Source organism: Hymenobacter cellulosilyticus (assembly GCF_022919215.1).
Classification (GTDB): Bacteria; Bacteroidota; Bacteroidia; order Cytophagales; family Hymenobacteraceae; genus Hymenobacter; species Hymenobacter cellulosilyticus.
The window spans coordinates 1,449,245-1,465,294 of record NZ_CP095046.1; the positions used below are offsets into that span (position 1 = coordinate 1,449,245).

Genomic DNA, 16,050 nt, shown 5'->3' on the forward strand with positions numbered 1-16,050 from the left:
TAGGGGCACTGCCTGAGCAGCCCGCTGCGCATCGCTTCGGCGCACGGCGCGGCGGGCTGACTTGGCTTTCTGGGGTTGCTGGAATGGCCGGTTTACCGCTTTTCTCTTCCTTGATCCACCCACTTCCTACTCTGAGTATATGGACTTAATAACCCCCAATATTGGCCTGATCTTCTGGCAGCTGGTGATTTTCCTCATCGTGCTGTTTCTGCTGGCCAAATTTGCCTGGAAACCCATTCTTGGCTCCCTCAAAGAGCGTGAGGATTCGATTGAAAGCGCCCTGCGCATGGCCGAACAGGCCAAGCTCGAAATGCAGCAGCTGAAAGCCGGTAACGAAAAGCTCATCGCCGAAGCCCGTATGGAGCGCGACAAGATGATGCAGGAAGCTACCCTAATGGCGAACCAGCTCATCGAGCAGGCCAAGGACAAGGCTACCGAAGAAGGCAGCCGCATGATCATGCAGGCCCGCGAAGCCATTCAGAATGAGAAACACGCTGCGCTGACCGAGGTGAAGAACACGGCCGCCAAGCTTTCCATCGATATTGCTGAGCGCATTCTGCGCCGTGAACTGGCTGATGCCGGCTCCCAGCAGCAACTCGTGGACTCGTACCTGAAGGATGTAAAGTTGAATTAGTAGTGAGTACTCGGTCGTGAGCTGCCTGCTGCTTTACCGCTCAGGTGCTTGCTGCCAACTACCAGCTACTCAATACTAAGAACGATGTCAGAACAACGAGTTGCCTCCCGCTACGCCAAGTCCTTGCTGGATCTGGCCGAGGAGCGTGGAACGCTGGAGCAAGTAAAGCTCGACATGGACCTGTTCCGCAAAACGCTGGAGCAAAACCGTGACCTGCGCTTGCTGCTGCGCAATCCCATCGTGAAATCCGATAAGAAGCTGGCGATTCTGCGGGCTATTTTCGGCGGCAAAGTGTCGGAAATCACGGAGAAGTTTTTCTCCATTGTGACCCAGCACAACCGCGAAAGCGCCCTGGAATGGGTAGCCACCGAGTTTCAAAGTCAGTACGACGCCCTGCGCGGCATGCAGGTAGCCCAGGTTACCACCGCGGCCCCGCTGGCACCGGCCTTGCGCGAGCAGCTGAACACGATTGTTCGCGAACAGTCGGGTTTGCAGAACGTTACGCTCGAAGAAAAGGTTGATGAGTCGCTGATTGGTGGCTTCATCCTGCGGGTCGGCGACCGTCAGCTCGACGAGTCGGTTCGCAACAGCTTGCGCAAGCTGCGCAATTCTTTTAAAGAGAACCCCTACCAACACCATATAAATTAACAACATGGCAGACGTGCGTCCGGATGAAGTATCCGCCATTCTGCGGGAGCAGCTGTCCAACTTCAAGACTGAAGCCGAACTCGAAGAGGTTGGTACGGTTCTGCAGGTTGGTGACGGTGTAGCCCGCATCTACGGGCTGGGCAATGCCCAGTCGGGGAATTGATTGAATTTGAAAACGGCCTGCAAGCGCTGGTTCTCAACCTGGAAGAAGACAACGTAGGTGCCGTAATGCTCGGCGACTACAGCGGAATCCGGGAAGGCGCCACCGTAAAGCGGACCAATAAGATTGCTTCGATCCAGGTTGGTGAGGGCATCATCGGGCGCGTAGTAAACACGCTCGGTCAGCCCATCGACGGCCGCGGCCCTATTGCCGGCGATACGTTCGACATGCCCCTGGAGCGTAAGGCTCCCGGTGTAATCTACCGTCAGCCCGTAACCGAGCCCATGCAGACGGGTATCAAGGCTATCGACGCTATGATTCCGATTGGCCGGGGTCAGCGGGAGCTCATCATCGGCGACCGTCAGACGGGTAAGTCGACGGTAGCTCTTGACGCCATCTTGAACCAGCGCGAGTTCTTCGAGCGCGGCGAGCCGGTTTTCTGCATCTACGTAGCCGTAGGCCAGAAAGCTTCGACCGTAGCCCAGGTAGTAAACGCCCTGCAGCGCGGTGGCGCCATGGACTACACCGTGGTAGTAGCCGCTTCGGCTTCCGACCCGGCGCCAATGCAGTTCTTTGCTCCCTTCACCGGTGCCGCCATCGGCGAATTCTTCCGTGATACGGGCCGTCCTGCTCTGGTTGTCTACGACGACTTGTCGAAGCAGGCCGTAGCCTACCGCGAAGTGTCGCTGCTGCTGCGTCGTCCTCCCGGACGTGAGGCATATCCCGGTGACGTATTCTACCTGCACAGCCGCCTGCTCGAGCGTGCCGCGAAGATCAACTCTTCCGATTCGATTGCCGCCGACATGAACGACCTGCCCCAGAGCATCAAGCACCTGGTGAAAGGTGGTGGCTCGCTGACGGCTCTGCCCATCATCGAGACTCAGGCTGGTGACGTTTCGGCGTACATCCCGACGAACGTAATTTCGATTACGGACGGTCAGATCTTCCTCGAAACCAACCTTTTCAACTCCGGTGTGCGCCCCGCCATCAACGTCGGTATCTCGGTATCGCGCGTAGGTGGTAACGCTCAGATCAAGTCGATGAAGAAGGTGGCTGGTACGCTGAAGCTCGACCAGGCTCAGTTCCGCGAGCTGGAAGCCTTCGCCAAGTTCGGCTCCGACCTGGACGCCTCGACCAAGCTCACCATCGAGCGGGGCCGTCGTAACCTCGAAATCCTGAAGCAGCCCCAGTTCTCACCCGTAAAGGTGGAAGACCAGGTGGCCATCATCTACGCCGCTACCAACGGTCTGCTCGACCAGGTGCCCGTAGACAAGGTTCGGGCCTTCGAAACCGAGTTCCGCCAGGTGATGCAGTCGCGCCACCCCGAGGAGCTCAAGGCCCTGAAGGCCGGCAAGCTGGATGATAACATCACCGGCGCCATCCGTCAGGTTGCCAAAGACCTGTCGGCGGTTTACGCTTCCAAGTAATTCATTGGTTGTCAGTTGTTGGTTGTCAGTTGTCAGGAGAAGGCCGCAGGGTCTTACCCAAACTGACAACCGACAACGAGCAACTGACAACTTATTTTCACGAGAATGGCTAGCTTAAAAGAAGTCCGCAACCGCATTGTATCGGTGCAAAGCACGCAGCAAATCACCAAAGCCATGAAAATGGTGGCGGCCGCCAAGCTGCGTCGGGCCCAGGACAACATCCTGCGCATGCGCCCTTACGCCCAGCGGCTCAACAGCATTCTGAGCAACCTCACCAGCCTGGCCGGCGACGACGTAGTGAGCGAGTACGGCGAGCAGCGCGAGGTGCGCCGCGTGCTGATCATCGCCATTACTTCCGACCGGGGCCTGGCCGGAGCTTTCAACAGCAACATCTTCAAAGGGGTGAATGCCCTGATTGCGGAGCGTTACGCTGCTCAGGCTGCTGCCGGCACCATTACGGTATTGGCCATTGGCAAGCGCGCCCACGAGTACTTCTCGAAGCGCGGCCCCGTACTGGGCAACTACACCCACGTGTTTAGCCAGCTGTCGTTTGAAACGGTTCGCGTAGCGGCCGAGCAGGCGATGGAAGGCTTCCGCACCGGGCAGTTCGACGAGGTAACGATGGTGTACAACGAGTTCAAGAACGTGGCCACGCAGATCGTGCGGGCGGAGCAGCTGTTGCCATTGGTGCCGGTGGAGGCTCCTGCTGCGGCCGCTGCTACCTCGAACGTGGACTACATCTTCGAGCCCTCGAAAGAGGAAATCGTGCAGACCCTGATTCCCCAGTCGCTAAAGGTGCAGCTGTATAAGGCCGTACTGGAAAGCAACGCTTCGGAGCACGGCGCCCGCATGACGGCCATGGACAAAGCCACCGACAACGCTGGTGAACTGCTCAAGTCGCTCAAGCTTACCTACAACCGCACCCGTCAGGCGGCTATTACCACCGAGATTCTCGAAATCGTGGGTGGGGCCGAAGCTCTGGCGGCCAGCCGCGGCTAAGGAAACGCTGTTTAATTATTCAGAACAGCCAGCTTTTCTTCTCGAAAAGCTGGCTGTTTTTTTAATGTCTTTTGGTCGGATGAGTTTGCCAACTGTACTTCTGTTGTCCGTTTCCTAGCTAATTAATTCATTAACCATTGCATGAAAAACCTTTTACTCTGTAGTATTTGCTTACTAACGGTTACAGCGCAGGCCCAAACACCTACCATTACTGGATTGCTGCCTACGCGCAACTCGGTAAACGCGCCTCGCGCAACCGCCGTGACAATTACTACTGCCCAACCCATTGATCCGGTCACAATTACCAATGTGCAGGTAAACTCCCGGGTTGCCGGCGGCAAGAAGGCCGGAACCTACACCCAGAGCGGTAACTCCATCATTTTTACGCCGACTACTGCTTTCCAACCCGGCGAGAAAGTGCAGGTGAGCGTGCCCAATACAGTCAAAAGCCTAACCAACGTGGGCGTGCCGGCGCAGGTCTATGAGTTTATTACCGCCGCGCCCGCTTTAGGTGGCGGCGCTTTTAGCCCACCGGCTACCAATGCTGAGTTGATAGTAGCGAATGGGCCACGTACCGTGTTAATGGCCGACATCGACGGGGATACCGACCTGGACCTAGTAAGCGCCAATAGCGGCGTGCAGGGAGATGATGTAAGCACGGTCAATATCTACCGCAACAGCGGACTCAACAGCGGCAACTTCGTGGCCCCAACGGTTGGCGGCCGTTTCGATATTGACCGGGGTGAGTCTGCCATTACCCTGGGTGATATAGATGGCGACGGGGATTTGGATCTGGTCAATGCCTGTAATGCCGGGCTGGTCGAGGTGCGCCGCAACGATGGGGTAAACAGCGGCAACTTCACCGTGCCGGCGAACAAGACCACCATCCCGCTGGTACAAACTCCCGGGGCGGTGCGACTAGGCGACTTAGATGGCGACGGGGATCTGGATATGCTGGTAAACTACCAGGGAGGCGTAGGCACGATTAGTCTGCGGCTGAACCGCGGGCTGAACACGGGCGACTTCGTAGCACCTGCCGTCGGAGCCGAGCTTTCGGCCGGCGGATTTTTTCGGATGGAGCTGGGCGATATTGATTCCGATGGCGACCTGGATATACTCGGCCTTTCCACCACTGACGTGGCTTACGTTCTGTTGAACAACGGACTGAACACCGCGCGGTTCGTGTCGGGCTTTAGCTTTCAGATAGAGTACCCGGTGTATGGCATGGGGCTGGGCGACGTTACCGGCGACGGGCGAATCGACCTGGTCGTGAACCGGTGGTCTCCCGCCAACGTGGTGGAAGTGTGGCGAAACACCGGGAACCGGAAATTTGAGCTGCACTCTTCGGTGGGCGTCGCGGTTCGGCCGGTAGAACTCGCCCTAGGCGATGTTGATGGGGATGGGGATTTAGACGTAGTCGTTGGCAATGAAGACCCCGCACTGGCGCGAAGGCAGTGAGTCTGCGCCTGAACGGCGGATTGAACAGCGGAATCTTAGTGGAGCCTACCCAGGCGCCCGAACCCGCCGTCGGAGCAAGCCATCCGGTTACGGTGGCGTTAGGAGACGTAAACGGCGACGGCGCGCTCGACCTGGTGAGCACAAATGACAATACCCGGTACGGTACTACAGTAGGTGTTGGTACGCTAAGCGTGCGTCTCAATCAACTCTCCCCTTTACGTACTACTCTGAACCCAACGCAAGGACCTGTTGGGTCATTGGTCACGGTGCGTGGTACCGACATGACTGGGGCCACGGCTGTCAGCTTCAACGGTACTGCGGCTCCCGCTGGCTCGTTCAACGTCACGTCTCCCACCACCCTGACCGTGACGGTGCCCAGTGGTACTACTTCCGGTGTGGTAACGGTAACTACGCCCGGGGAATACTTACCAGTAATACCCAGTTTGTAGTTGGTACCGCCTTGACTACACTGTCAGCTTGGCCTACTGCCGGCTTAGTACTGTATCCCAATCCGGTACATGATCAGCTGACAGTCGATGTGCCAGCTGTAAGTGGTGCCGCTACTGTGCAGGGTACGCTGCTCAATGTACTTGGGCAACCGGTGCTACAGCAGCAGTTGCCGCTGCCTGCAGCCGGTACCCGCCTAGTTCTCGATGTAACCGCATTGCCGACCGGAATATATACGTTGCGCCTGCAGGCTGGCAACTTTACTGAGACTCGTCGTATAGCCGTACAGTAATCAATTTGACAGCCGCGGCTAAGGAAACGCTACTAGAATTTATAAAGGGCCCGCTTCCGCAAGGAGGCGGGCCTTTTTTGTGGGCGCAAGGCGGTGCGGTTCAAATGCGTAGCTTTACTTAGCTGCTTGTACCTGTTAGCAATACCCTGCGCGAGCAACTATTTTTCTCTGGTTTTATCTGTGTGCGCATGAATCCTTTTTACCGTAGTCGGCCGGTGCGAGCCACTTTTTCCGGCCAAGTGCCGGCTAGCTTTGTTTCGGCCCTGTTTCTGTTGCTACCCGCGGGGGCGGCACTGGCCCAGGCGCCTACCATCACGGCCGTAGTACCGGCCGCTAATGCGCCAGCCGCCAGCCGTATGGCGGCGGTTACGGTCACCTTCAGTCAGCCGCTCACGCCGGCTTCGGCTTCGGCCCTCAAGGTATTCAGCAGTCAGCGCGGGGGCTTGCGCACCACGGCTACGCCGACCGTAGTAAGTGGCAGCACGCTCCGGTTTACGCCCGCACCCTACGCCTTTATGCCTGGCGAAACGGTGCAGGCAACAGTAACGACGGCTGCCGCCAGCGCCGGGGCGCATTGGCCGCACCCCGCGTGCTGCAGTTTACGACGGCCGTAGGCGGCACCGGCCGGGGCGGCTTTGTGCCGGGCAGCACGGCCGCGCTGCCAGGGGTTACGAACCCATCGGCCCTGGTGCTTGGAGACATAGATGGGGACGGCGACTTGGACGCGTTGACATCTAACACTTCTGCCAATTCTGTGAGTGTTCTACTTAATGATGGTACTGGTTCATTAACTGCTTCTCCAGCCAATGCCACCGTGGCAGCGGGAGAGCAAACCACTGGTTTGGCCCTAGGCGACATTGATGGCGACGGCGACCTGGATTTTGTAACGACGAACTACTTAGGTAGCCCCAGTTCAAGTGTCCGGATTAATAATGGCAGTGGAGTATTTACTGCCCCAGCGGTGGGGCAGAAGTAGCATTACGGTTTAGTCAGCGTGCCTTGGTCCTGGTCGACGTGGATGGGGATGGCGACTTGGACCTGCTTAGCGGCGGCAGTGTTCGGCTCAATAACGGGGCGGGTGTCTTCACGGCACCTGCTGCAAACGCTGAAATTGCTGGCCTGGGCAGTGGATTATCCGCCCTGGCAGTGGGTGATTTAGATGGGGATGGTGCTTTGGATCTGGTCGCACCAGGCTCCTTTAATGTCACTGGTAAAATAGAGTTTCGGTTTAATAATGGAGCTGGGGTCTTCACGGCCCGAGCTGCTGTGCCAAGCCTAGCTGTGGCAAATGACCCCGGGCCCTGACCTTAGGTGATGTAGACGGTGACAGTGATCTGGATTTAATAGTCGGAACTAATAATGCCTCCGGTTTTCTAAGTTTGTTCCTGAACAACGGTGCCGGACTGTTCGGGGCGGAAAGTCAGATACCAATTATGGCTGGTAGCGTGAGGAGCATCGCGCTAGGCGACGTAGATGCCGATGGTGACCTGGATCTGCTTACACCCGCCACTGCTCCCCGTGGGGTGAGCATCCGCCTCAACAACGGCCTCGGTGTATTTTCGGTCCCTGCTATCAATGCTGAAGTGTCGGAAAACAACGGCATTATAGCCGTAACCCCAGGCGACCTGGACGCCGACGGCGACCTTGACTATGTAGTGTGCTCCCCTGGCTCCATCACCAGCCGCCTCAACCAGCCCGTCACGCTGGCCTCAACGGCGGCCACTGCGTCTGCAGTTTTCTCGACCTATCCCAATCCCGCCCGCACGGCCGTGACGGTAGCGGGCGTGGCTCCGCGGGCCGCCATTGCGGTGCTCGATGCTCTGGGCCGCCGGGTGGCTGCGGCTACCGCCGATGCGGCGGGCACGGTCCAGCTAAATCTACCAGTGGGTTTGGCCCCGGGCGTGTACGTGGTGCGGGCGGGGGCGCAGGTGCAGCGCCTGCTGGTGGAGTAGGCAACGAGACGGACCATTTGGTAGCGAGCACCCAGCTGCAGAGAAGTTGCCCACAATCTTCTCTGCAGCTGGGTGCCCATTACCGGCCGGCAGGTTAACTTTAACCCTGTTTTCGCCTTTTATTTTACCCTATTGATGAAGCGTTACTTCCTGGGGCCGCTGGCCTTCCTGTTGCCAGTGGCTGCTGCCTCAGCTCAAAGCTTTGCCGTGACGGGCCTGCTGCCCGCCGCCAATTCTACTGCCATGCCGCGCACCGGCAGCGTAAGCGTCCGGTTTTCGCAGCCGCTGGCCGCCGATGCGGCCACGGCCGGTGGCCTGAAAGTGTTCAGCAGCCAATATTCGGGGCTGTTGCCAGGCACCACGACTGTGGCTGCCAATAGCCTCACCTTTCAGCCCGCTAACGGCTTCCGGCCCGGCGAGAAAGTACTGGTGAGCGTGCCCACCACGGTACGCAGCAGCACTGGTACTACCCTGGCCCGCCCCACAGTGTACGAACTGACTGCCGCCGCCCAGGGGGCAGCGGTACGTTTGCGGCCCCGGTTACGCTGGCTATGGGCAACGGCCCCTTCAACGTGACGACCGGCGACGTGAATAACGACGGCCCCCTGGACTTGGTGACGGCCAACCTGGGCGGCAGTGACGTAAGCATACGCCTCAATAACGGGCAGGGGACGTTCGGGGGAACCATTAGCGTGCGAGTCGGCGGTATTCCGTTCTGGGTGCTGCTAGGCGACGTGGACGGGGATAGAGACCTGGATATTCTCACGGCCAACTACGGCACCGGCACCGTAAGCATCCGGCCCAACGATGGCCGGGGCGTGTTTGGAGCAGGCAGCGACTTGCCCGTGGGCATCCAGCCCCGGCACCTGGCCCTGACCGACGTGGACGGGGACGGCGACCTGGATATTCTGGCCGTGGGCGACGGAGCCAATCCGGGGCTGCGCATGCTGCGCAATAACGGCGCGGGCACCTTCGCGGCTGCGGAGGTGGTCGTAACCGGCAGTGCGCCGTGGTTTGTGGCCCCGCCGACGTGGAGGGCGACGGTGACCAGGATGCGCTGGTAATCAACTATGACGTGGAGGGCACCGTGGACTTGCTGCGCAACGACGGAAACGGCGGTTTTGTCCGCTCTGTGGCCCTGCGCCTGGGTGGCGAGTTAAGCAACATGGCCACAGCCGATATGGACGCCGACGGCGACCTGGACCTGCTTATCACGAATATCAGAAACAGCACGGTGACGCTGGCCCGCAACGATGGACAAGGCGCCTTCAGTGTAGTCAGTACGTTTCTGGCCCTTGGAATGCCCCGCGTGGTGGTGCCCGCCGATGTGAACGGAGACGGGGCCCCCGACGTCGTGGTAAGCTGCCAGGGCACGGACCAAGTGCTGGTAGCCCTCAATAATGGCACCGGGCAGCTGACGCTCAGTGCTACCCTTACTACGGGCCGCGAACCAATCGGCGTAACGACCGGCGACATCGACACCGACGGCGACCTGGATGTGCTGGTTGCTAACATTAGCAGCGGAAGTGTGTCGACCTGGCTCAACAACGCGGCTGGCCCCACCCTGAGCACCAAAGCCGGGCAGGAGGCAGCTCGCTTGCAGCTGGCGCCCAACCCGGCCCATCAGGCGGCCCGCGTACAGGTACCCACTGGGACAACTCAGGTACAGATTTTTAGTAGCCTGGGGCAGCTGGTACACAGCCAGGCCGTGGGGGCAGGCCAAGCCGAGGTAACAGTGCCGTTGGCCGGGCTGCCGGCGGGCGTATACCTGGTGCGGGCCGGGCAAGCCGTGGCGCGGCTGGTGGTGGAGTAGGACCGGCGCGCCAACCCCGAGTAAGACCTAACCGGTAGCGGCCCGCTCACAACTCGAAACGCCCCACCTGGCACGGAGCCGGGTGGGGCGTTTCTTTTAGTTGCAGATAGGGGTAGAACTAATTAAAAAGGCCGACTAGGCAGCTAGCGTGGGCCGGTGGTTGGTTACTTCCTGGATGGCCTGCTCCAGCTCGGGCACCTGCACAGCTACCTGGCGCCCATCTACGGCTTGCAGGAAAGCATCCACGGGCGTTTTGGTGCCGGGGGCGGGCGGCAAACTCAAATCCTGCACCCGGCGCGTGGCCTGGGTCAGGAGCCGGTCGAGGAAGCGGTGCTCCCGGGTGCCGGCCGTCATGGCGGCTACCTGCGGGGTGAGGCGCGCCACCTCGTCCTTGGCCTGCTGCAAGGCCTTGGCCCGGTCTTGTGCCCGCTCCGCCGACTTATCGGCGCGCAAATCGAGTACCTCATCGTTGAGGGTGAACTCGCGCAGCTCGCGTTGCAGGGCCGCCAGGGCGGCGTCGCACTCGGCTTGAGTGGTAAGTAATGCTACTGGAAATGGCATAAATAGGATAGATAAAGGTGGCGAAGTTGCCGGGTATAAGATAATTGGAATATTGAATTTTAACACTAGGTCCGGCCCCAAAAGGTAGGGCCTGGAAAGCCCGGGGAGGCTACGCCGCCAGTAGTAGGGCCAGCGTGGCACGCAGCCCCGCCACGCGGGCGGCCAGCAGGCGGCCGGTGGCCGCCGTGGCGGCTGGGTCGGGGTCAGCCACGGTCAGGTCGGCGGCCAGCTCGTCGAGCCAACGGGCGTAGTGGGCAGCTTCGGCGGGGTCGGTAGGAGGGGTGGCGGCCCGTAGCAGGACCAGCCCAGCTCGGCGGTGTTCCAGGGCCGCGGCCTGCCGCTGGAACAGAGCCAGCTGCTGCCCCTGGCTGAGCAGCTGAAGCTGGTAGCGCCGCCAGTACCGGCGCCAGTACCGGCGCAGGTGCTCGGTGGTGGCTGGTCCGGGGGCAGCAGCACGGCAGCGTCGGGGCGGGCAGGGCCGCCAGTGGATCGAAGGGGGCGGAGGCCGCAGCAGCGGGTGGCGGGCCCTGCCCAGGGGCGGGGGCAGCAGGGGCGTGAGCACCAGCAGGCGCGGGGCCAGGGCGGGCGACAGGCCCCGCCGCCCCGCCTCCAGGTGCGACACAAAGCCCGACGACACGCCCAGATAACGGGCTAGCTGCCGGACCGTCAGGCCGAAGTGTGCCCGAACGGCGGCCGTTAAACTTATGAGAGACTCGGTATCAGGCATAAAAGCAGGCAAAACGAGTTGGTGTGAAAGTGTGGTCAGCGCTGCTCTCGGTGGTAGTACCGCCTTTTTCGGTACTGCGACTCAGCCGGGAGAAGCCACAGGAAGCAAAAGCCCCTACGGAAGTCGGTTTAGGTAGACAAGCTTCCTTACTAGGACAAGCTTGTCTACGCAGGTACGTAGACAAGCCTCGATAAAGAAGCTACTCTGTCTACGTACCTGCGTAGACAAACCTCCCCAAGGTAAGGAGTTTGTCTACGTACTCGGCATGGGGGCATGGGCTACCTTTTCTGCTGCACTGGGGCGCGTCGTCGGCGCTGTTTGGCCCTGCCGCTTACTGATTAGCAGCAGTGACCGGGATTCAGGCTCTCGTTTCAGAGAAAAATAGTACGACCAGGGTACCCTAAGGCTCAGCCGTAGTACCTTTACCCTTCGCTCTTAGTGCTCTATAGCTTATCAGACTTCCGGCTCGCCCGGTTCCCGCCTTAGCCTACACCCCGGAAGTGGCGCTCCGCCTGTTGCATGATTCCATTCTCTACTGCTATTTCCCGGTGCGAATTGCGCGCCGCAGAACGTATTGTGTCGTGCCTGGCGGCGCTGTCTGACGGCTTCTATTCCCGGCATTCGGGGGCCCGGGCCGGCTGCTGCGCTGCCTGGCAGTAGTGCTCGGCCTGCTGCCCTGGGCGGCCCAGGCCCAGGCTCCCGCCGGCGGCACCACTCCCTCCTTGGGCACCGTACTCAACGCCGACGGCACGCTGCGCCCGGGCGGAGCCGGCTCGTTCGATGCCACTGGCTACCGCATGAAGCTTGATTCGGCCTCGGGACAGCCCACCTTCCGGCCCGCCGGCGCGGATGATGATACATGGCAGGACGGCTTCGGCATGAACGGTGCCGATGGCATCGTGCGGGCCGTAGCGCGGGCCGCTAACGGGGACCTCTACGTGGGCGGTGAATTTACGATTGTGGGCGCAGTAGCGGCCCGCGGAATAGCCCGGTGGAACGGCACGGCCTGGAGCGGACTGGGCAATGGCACCGCCCCGGCTACCAGCATCAACAACGGGGTAAGCAGTTCCGTCAATGCCCTGGCCGTGCTGGGTAACGACCTGTACGTGGGCGGCCTGTTTAGCCAGGCGTATACCGTCGGCGGGCCGGTGGCCGTCAATGGCGTGGCCAAGTGGAACGGCACGGCCTGGAGCGGGCTGGGCAATGGCAGTACGGTGGCTACCTACAATAATAATGGGGTAGGTGTGGTGTATGCCCTGGCCGTACTGGGAACGGACCTCTACGTGGGTGGCAGCTTCACGACGGCCTATAGTGCCAGCGGCTCGATGTCCGTTAACCGCGTGGCCAAGTGGAACGGCACGAGCTGGAGCGGGCTGGGCAATGGCACCGCGGTAGCTACCAGCACCAACAACGGAGTAAACAACACCGTCAATGCCCTGGCCGTACTGGGAACCGACCTCTACGTGGGTGGGCGCTTCACTGACGCCTCCAGTGCCAGCGGCTCGGTGCCGACCCGCTTCGTGGCCCGCTGGGACGGCTCGGCTTGGAACGGGATGGGCAACGGCTCTAACGTGGCCACCGTTGGCAACAACGGGGTAAACAACGTCGTCAATGCCCTGGCCGTGCTGAACAATGAGCTCTACGTGGGGGGCCAGCATACCGCTGCCAACGGTACCAGCGGCACAGTGGCAGCCAGCCGGATAGCCAAGTGGGACGGCGTGAGTTGGAGCCGACTAAGTTCGGGCCTTGCGACCCTCGCTAGCAACGGGGTCAATACTTCCGTCAATGCCCTGGCCGTGCTGAACAACGAACTCTACGTGGGCGGAACCTTCAACGCCGTCGCCAACGCCAGCACTTCGGTGCCGGCCAACAACCTCGCCAAGTGGGACGGCACCACCTGGAGTGGGCTAGGCAACGGTACAGCCCCGGTCACGAGCACCAACAACGGGACGAATAACTATGTCACTGCCCTGGCCGTGCTGGGCAATGATCTCTACGTGGGCGGAGCCTTCAACGCCGTCGCCAGCGCCAGTGGCCCGGCCACAATTAACTATGTCGCCAAGTGGGACGGCGCGGCCTGGAGCAGCCTGGGCTCGGGTCTGAACGGGGCCGATGGGTACATACGCGCCGTAGCGCGGGCTGCCAACGGAGACCTCTACGTGGGCGGCGACTTTACCAGCGTGGGCCCGGTAGCAGCCAATCGGGTAGCCCGGTGGAACGGTAGGGCCTGGAGCGCGCTGGGCAACGGCTCAGCCCCGGCTACCAGCACCAACAACGGCGTGAGCCGCCTCGTCTATGCCCTAGCCGTGCTCGGCAATGACCTCTACGTGGGTGGCAGCTTTACAACGGCCTACACTACCGGCGGTCCGGTAGAGACCAACAACATCGCCCGCTGGGATGGCACGGCCTGGAGTGGGCTGGGCAATGGCTCGGCCTCCGCCAACATTATCAATAATGGAGCAAACAGCAGTGTCTATGCCCTAGCCGTGCTCGGCAATGACCTCTACTTAGGTGGCAGCTTTACGGCGGCCTACACTACCGGCGGCTCGGTGAGGGCTAATAATATTGTCAAGTGGGACGGTGCCGCCTGGAGTGGGCTAGGCAATGGCTCAGCCGCTGCTACCAGCACCAACAACGGGGTAAACAGTTCCGTCAATGTCCTGGCCGTGCTGGGCACTGACCTCTACATGGGTGGCAACTTCACGGCAGCCAACAGCGCCAGTGCAATCGTGCTAGCCCAACGAATAGTGAAGTGGGATGGTACGGCCTGGAGTGCGCTGGGTAATGGCTCGGCTACTGCTACCAGCACCAACAATGGGGTAAGCAGCCTAGTCGATGCCCTGGCCGTGCTGGATAATAACCTGTACGTAGGCGGCCTATTCTCCACGGCCACCAATGCCAGCGGCCCGGTGCCGGTTAACAGCATCGCTAAATGGAACGGCACCACCTGGAGTGCCCTGGGCAACGGCGCGTCTACGGCTACCAGCTTTAACAATGGAGTGAATGGCACCGTTCATGCCCTGGCTGCGTGGGGCAATGAGCTCTACGTGGGCGGACATTTCTCCACTGTAAATACCGCTAGCAGCGTAACGACAGTTAACCGCCTCGCCAAGTGGAACGGCTCAGCCTGGAGCGCCGTGGGCACGGGGCTGAACAATGGTGTTGAGGCTCTTCTCGTCACCAGCAGCCAAATCGTGGCTGGCGGCTACTTTACGACTGTGGGCGACGGTAGCAAGGTTACGGTGCGCATCGCCATCTATGGTGCCCCGCCGCCCCGCTACCGGTAGAGCTGACGCAGTTCACCGCCGCCCTGCAGGGGAAGGCGCCGTGCGCCTGGCCTGGGCCACAGCCTCGGAGCAGAACAGCGCCACCTTCGAAATGCAGCGCAGCCTGGATGGCAAAACCTTTGCCGCCATTGGCACGGTGCAAGCGGCGGGCAGCAGCACAAGCCGCCGGAGCTACGCGTGGCTGGACACCAGGCTGCCCCAGGGCGTGTCGGTACTTTACTACCGCCTGCGGCAGGTGGATACCGATGGCACAGTCAGCTACTCGCCCGTGCGGGTGGTTGCGGTACCCACCAGCGCTGCCTTGCAACTCTACCCCAACCCCAGCCACGGCCCGCTCACGCTCACCGGTGCGCAGCCCGGCGCCCTGGTGCGGGTCCTCGACAGGTTGGGCCGCGTGGTGCTGACTACCCCAGCCGACGCCGCTGGCTCGGCCCAGCTGGTGCTGCCGGCCGGGCTGCCTGCCGGGCTCTATATCGTACGGGCCGGGCACCACGCCGGTCGCCTGGTACGCGAGTAACCCCACTGTTAAAACTACTGGAAGACCAAAAGGCCGGGCGCAACAGCACCCGGCCTTTTCGTTGGCTACAAGCAGCGGCGGCTTCGTGCCTTACCAGTAGCCAGCTTACCAGGCTACTGCCGGCAGCCCTGGCTCACTGGTTTCAGCCTTACGCCGCCGGACTTACCGCAGCCAGGGCGGCGGCTTCGGCGCGCAGGGCCGTTACGCGGGCAGCCAGCAGCACCCGGGCGGCGGCGGAAGCGGCCGGATCGGGCTCGTCGCGGGCCAGGTCGGTGGCCAGCTCCCCAGCCACCGGGCGTAGCGGGCCGTTTCGGCGGGCTCGGTAGGGAAGGGGGCCGTCTGGAGCTGAGTTACCCCGCGCCGGCGCCGGGCCAGGCTAGCCGAGCGGTTCTGTTGCTGGGTCAGGCGCTGCCCGAGCTCCTGCAACTGCTCCTGGCAGTCGAGCAGGCGGCGGCGCAGCAGCTCGGGAGCGGCTGCAGCAGCATCAGTAGGGCGGAACAGGGCTTCGGGTGGGGCAGGGGCGTGAGAGGGTCGTAGCCGCTGGGCTCGGGAGGAGCGGCCGGGCCCTGACCCAGCGGCGGGGGCAGCAGGCGGCTGAGGCCGTGCAGGCGAGGGGCCATGGCCGCGGGCATACCTTTGCGGCCGGTTTCGATGTGGGCAATAAAGCCGGCCGATACATCCAGGTAGTGGGCCAGCTGCCGCACCGACAGGCCGAAATGCGCGCGGACCACAGTGACCAGATTAACTTCGGGCGAAGGAGAAGAGGTTGTCATAAGGGCGAAAAAGTATGCTTACATTCGGACCCGCTCAAGCGGAGCCCGGCGGTACATCAAGCCGGTGAGAATAAGGGAGCTGTATACCAGGAACAGGTACATACTCATGCTGCACTTGTTGCAGTCGTATACCTTGGCGTGGTATACGCAGTTTTGACTGCGATGTACGCGTATACCGGCAGCAAGGCTTGCGGATGCTGATAATTTTCTGTGAAAAAGCAGCGTGGGCCAAGTGTGGCCTCGGCTGCACCAGAGTGCGGCTGCCTCTGGCGGACCTGGCGCCGGCTGCCTGGGTAGTACAATAGCTTGCCCAAGTGGAATATAGGTTCGGGCAAATATTGTTTCGCTACCTTAC

At 61.2% G+C, this 16,050-nt stretch carries 19 protein-coding genes and 2 pseudogenes; 17 read left to right on the forward strand and 4 right to left on the reverse strand.

The features are described from left to right. Positions 1-139: 139 nt before the first annotated feature. The 15 genes and pseudogenes from MUN79_RS07180 (at position 140) to MUN79_RS07240 (ending at position 9,830) form a co-directional block, all read left to right on the forward strand. Positions 140-634 carry a F0F1 ATP synthase subunit B gene (locus MUN79_RS07180; RefSeq protein ID WP_244677047.1) on the forward strand — a complete coding sequence of 165 codons (495 nt, stop codon included), beginning with the start codon at positions 140-142 and terminating at the stop codon, positions 632-634. An 84-nt stretch (positions 635-718) separates the two neighbouring features. Continuing rightward, positions 719-1,282 (forward strand): ATP synthase F1 subunit delta, encoded by a 564-nt coding sequence (gene atpH / locus MUN79_RS07185; RefSeq protein WP_244677048.1) that lies wholly within the window; start codon positions 719-721, stop codon positions 1,280-1,282. 4 nt (positions 1,283-1,286) lie between these two features. After that, positions 1,287-2,869 (forward strand): annotated as a pseudogene (atpA, locus tag MUN79_RS07190) (F0F1 ATP synthase subunit alpha). Between the two features lie 105 nt (positions 2,870-2,974). After that, the gene (atpG, locus tag MUN79_RS07195) at positions 2,975-3,868 is read left to right on the forward strand and encodes an ATP synthase F1 subunit gamma (protein WP_244677049.1); all 894 of its coding nucleotides are present in this window, start codon (positions 2,975-2,977) and stop codon (positions 3,866-3,868) included. A gap of 141 nt (positions 3,869-4,009) precedes the next feature. Further along, positions 4,010-5,326 (forward strand): FG-GAP-like repeat-containing protein, encoded by a 1,317-nt coding sequence (locus MUN79_RS07200; protein ID WP_244677050.1) that lies wholly within the window; start codon positions 4,010-4,012, stop codon positions 5,324-5,326. Continuing rightward, positions 5,323-5,775: a hypothetical protein gene (locus MUN79_RS07205; protein ID WP_244677051.1), complete on the forward strand. Its 453-nt coding sequence runs from the start codon at positions 5,323-5,325 to the stop codon at positions 5,773-5,775. The genes MUN79_RS07200 and MUN79_RS07205 overlap by 4 nt, the downstream gene beginning before the upstream one ends. Before the next feature lie 11 nt (positions 5,776-5,786). Then, entirely contained in the window at positions 5,787-6,065 is a 279-nt protein-coding gene (locus tag MUN79_RS31735) for a T9SS type A sorting domain-containing protein (protein WP_375378212.1), read from the forward strand. Between the two features lie 188 nt (positions 6,066-6,253). After that, the gene (locus MUN79_RS07210; protein WP_244677052.1) at positions 6,254-6,679 is read left to right on the forward strand and encodes an Ig-like domain-containing protein; all 426 of its coding nucleotides are present in this window, start codon (positions 6,254-6,256) and stop codon (positions 6,677-6,679) included. Between the two features lie 140 nt (positions 6,680-6,819). Beyond that, positions 6,820-7,041: an FG-GAP-like repeat-containing protein gene (locus tag MUN79_RS07215; protein WP_244677053.1), complete on the forward strand. Its 222-nt coding sequence runs from the start codon at positions 6,820-6,822 to the stop codon at positions 7,039-7,041. Positions 7,042-7,079: 38 nt separating this feature from the next. After that, positions 7,080-7,370 (forward strand): FG-GAP repeat domain-containing protein, encoded by a 291-nt coding sequence (locus MUN79_RS07220; RefSeq protein ID WP_244678289.1) that lies wholly within the window; start codon positions 7,080-7,082, stop codon positions 7,368-7,370. Continuing rightward, positions 7,367-7,426 (forward strand): annotated as a pseudogene (locus MUN79_RS31740) (hypothetical protein); the annotation flags it as partial. The gene MUN79_RS07220 and the pseudogene MUN79_RS31740, both read left to right, overlap by 4 nt. An 18-nt stretch (positions 7,427-7,444) precedes the next feature. Beyond that, entirely contained in the window at positions 7,445-8,017 is a 573-nt protein-coding gene (locus MUN79_RS07225; RefSeq protein ID WP_244677054.1) for a T9SS type A sorting domain-containing protein, read from the forward strand. Positions 8,018-8,152: 135 nt separating this feature from the next. Next, positions 8,153-8,593, forward strand: a complete 441-nt coding sequence (locus MUN79_RS07230) for an Ig-like domain-containing domain (RefSeq protein ID WP_244677055.1) — start codon at positions 8,153-8,155, stop codon at positions 8,591-8,593. Beyond that, positions 8,569-9,081 (forward strand): FG-GAP repeat domain-containing protein, encoded by a 513-nt coding sequence (locus tag MUN79_RS07235; protein WP_244677056.1) that lies wholly within the window; start codon positions 8,569-8,571, stop codon positions 9,079-9,081. Before MUN79_RS07230 ends, MUN79_RS07235 begins: the two co-directional genes overlap by 25 nt. After that, positions 9,027-9,830, forward strand: a complete 804-nt coding sequence (locus MUN79_RS07240) for an FG-GAP-like repeat-containing protein (RefSeq protein ID WP_244677057.1) — start codon at positions 9,027-9,029, stop codon at positions 9,828-9,830. Before MUN79_RS07235 ends, MUN79_RS07240 begins: the two co-directional genes overlap by 55 nt. Positions 9,831-9,965: 135 nt before the next feature. Here MUN79_RS07240 and MUN79_RS07245 read toward each other — a convergent pair whose 3' ends face one another. After that, positions 9,966-10,391 (reverse strand): hypothetical protein, encoded by a 426-nt coding sequence (locus MUN79_RS07245; RefSeq protein ID WP_244677058.1) that lies wholly within the window; start codon positions 10,389-10,391, stop codon positions 9,966-9,968. A gap of 109 nt (positions 10,392-10,500) precedes the next feature. After that, positions 10,501-11,118: a helix-turn-helix domain-containing protein gene (locus MUN79_RS07250; RefSeq protein WP_244677059.1), complete on the reverse strand. Its 618-nt coding sequence runs from the start codon at positions 11,116-11,118 to the stop codon at positions 10,501-10,503. A 659-nt stretch (positions 11,119-11,777) separates the two neighbouring features. On the opposite strand from MUN79_RS07250, the gene MUN79_RS07255 reads away from it, so the two are divergent. Both MUN79_RS07255 and MUN79_RS07260 read left to right on the forward strand, forming a co-directional pair. Next, on the forward strand, positions 11,778-14,405 hold the full coding sequence (locus tag MUN79_RS07255; protein ID WP_244677060.1) for a beta strand repeat-containing protein: 2,628 nt from the start codon (positions 11,778-11,780) through the stop codon (positions 14,403-14,405). Further along, positions 14,377-14,922, forward strand: coding sequence for a T9SS type A sorting domain-containing protein (locus tag MUN79_RS07260; RefSeq protein ID WP_244677061.1), 546 nt, complete (start codon positions 14,377-14,379; stop codon positions 14,920-14,922). The genes MUN79_RS07255 and MUN79_RS07260 overlap by 29 nt, the downstream gene beginning before the upstream one ends. Positions 14,923-15,070: 148 nt before the next feature. On the opposite strand, the gene MUN79_RS07265 is transcribed toward MUN79_RS07260, so the two are convergent. Both MUN79_RS07265 and MUN79_RS07270 read right to left on the reverse strand, forming a co-directional pair. Next, on the reverse strand, positions 15,071-15,214 hold the full coding sequence (locus tag MUN79_RS07265; RefSeq protein ID WP_244677062.1) for a hypothetical protein: 144 nt from the start codon (positions 15,212-15,214) through the stop codon (positions 15,071-15,073). Positions 15,215-15,323: 109 nt separating this feature from the next. After that, positions 15,324-15,695 (reverse strand): helix-turn-helix domain-containing protein, encoded by a 372-nt coding sequence (locus MUN79_RS07270; protein WP_244677063.1) that lies wholly within the window; start codon positions 15,693-15,695, stop codon positions 15,324-15,326. Between the last annotated feature and the right edge of the window lie 355 nt (positions 15,696-16,050).

Coding starts and splice junctions, on each gene's coding strand:
- MUN79_RS07180 (WP_244677047.1), top strand. CDS start 140: ATGGACTTAATAACCCCCAATATTGGCCTGATCTTCTGGCAGCTGGTG.
- atpH (WP_244677048.1), top strand. CDS start 719: ATGTCAGAACAACGAGTTGCCTCCCGCTACGCCAAGTCCTTGCTGGAT.
- atpG (WP_244677049.1), top strand. CDS start 2,975: ATGGCTAGCTTAAAAGAAGTCCGCAACCGCATTGTATCGGTGCAAAGC.
- MUN79_RS07200 (WP_244677050.1), top strand. CDS start 4,010: ATGAAAAACCTTTTACTCTGTAGTATTTGCTTACTAACGGTTACAGCG.
- MUN79_RS07210 (WP_244677052.1), top strand. CDS start 6,254: ATGAATCCTTTTTACCGTAGTCGGCCGGTGCGAGCCACTTTTTCCGGC.
- MUN79_RS07230 (WP_244677055.1), top strand. CDS start 8,153: ATGAAGCGTTACTTCCTGGGGCCGCTGGCCTTCCTGTTGCCAGTGGCT.
- MUN79_RS07235 (WP_244677056.1), top strand. CDS start 8,569: ATGGGCAACGGCCCCTTCAACGTGACGACCGGCGACGTGAATAACGAC.
- MUN79_RS07245 (WP_244677058.1), bottom strand. CDS start 10,391: ATGCCATTTCCAGTAGCATTACTTACCACTCAAGCCGAGTGCGACGCC.
- MUN79_RS07250 (WP_244677059.1), bottom strand. CDS start 11,118: ATGCCTGATACCGAGTCTCTCATAAGTTTAACGGCCGCCGTTCGGGCA.
- MUN79_RS07260 (WP_244677061.1), top strand. CDS start 14,377: ATGGTGCCCCGCCGCCCCGCTACCGGTAGAGCTGACGCAGTTCACCGC.
- MUN79_RS07270 (WP_244677063.1), bottom strand. CDS start 15,695: ATGACAACCTCTTCTCCTTCGCCCGAAGTTAATCTGGTCACTGTGGTC.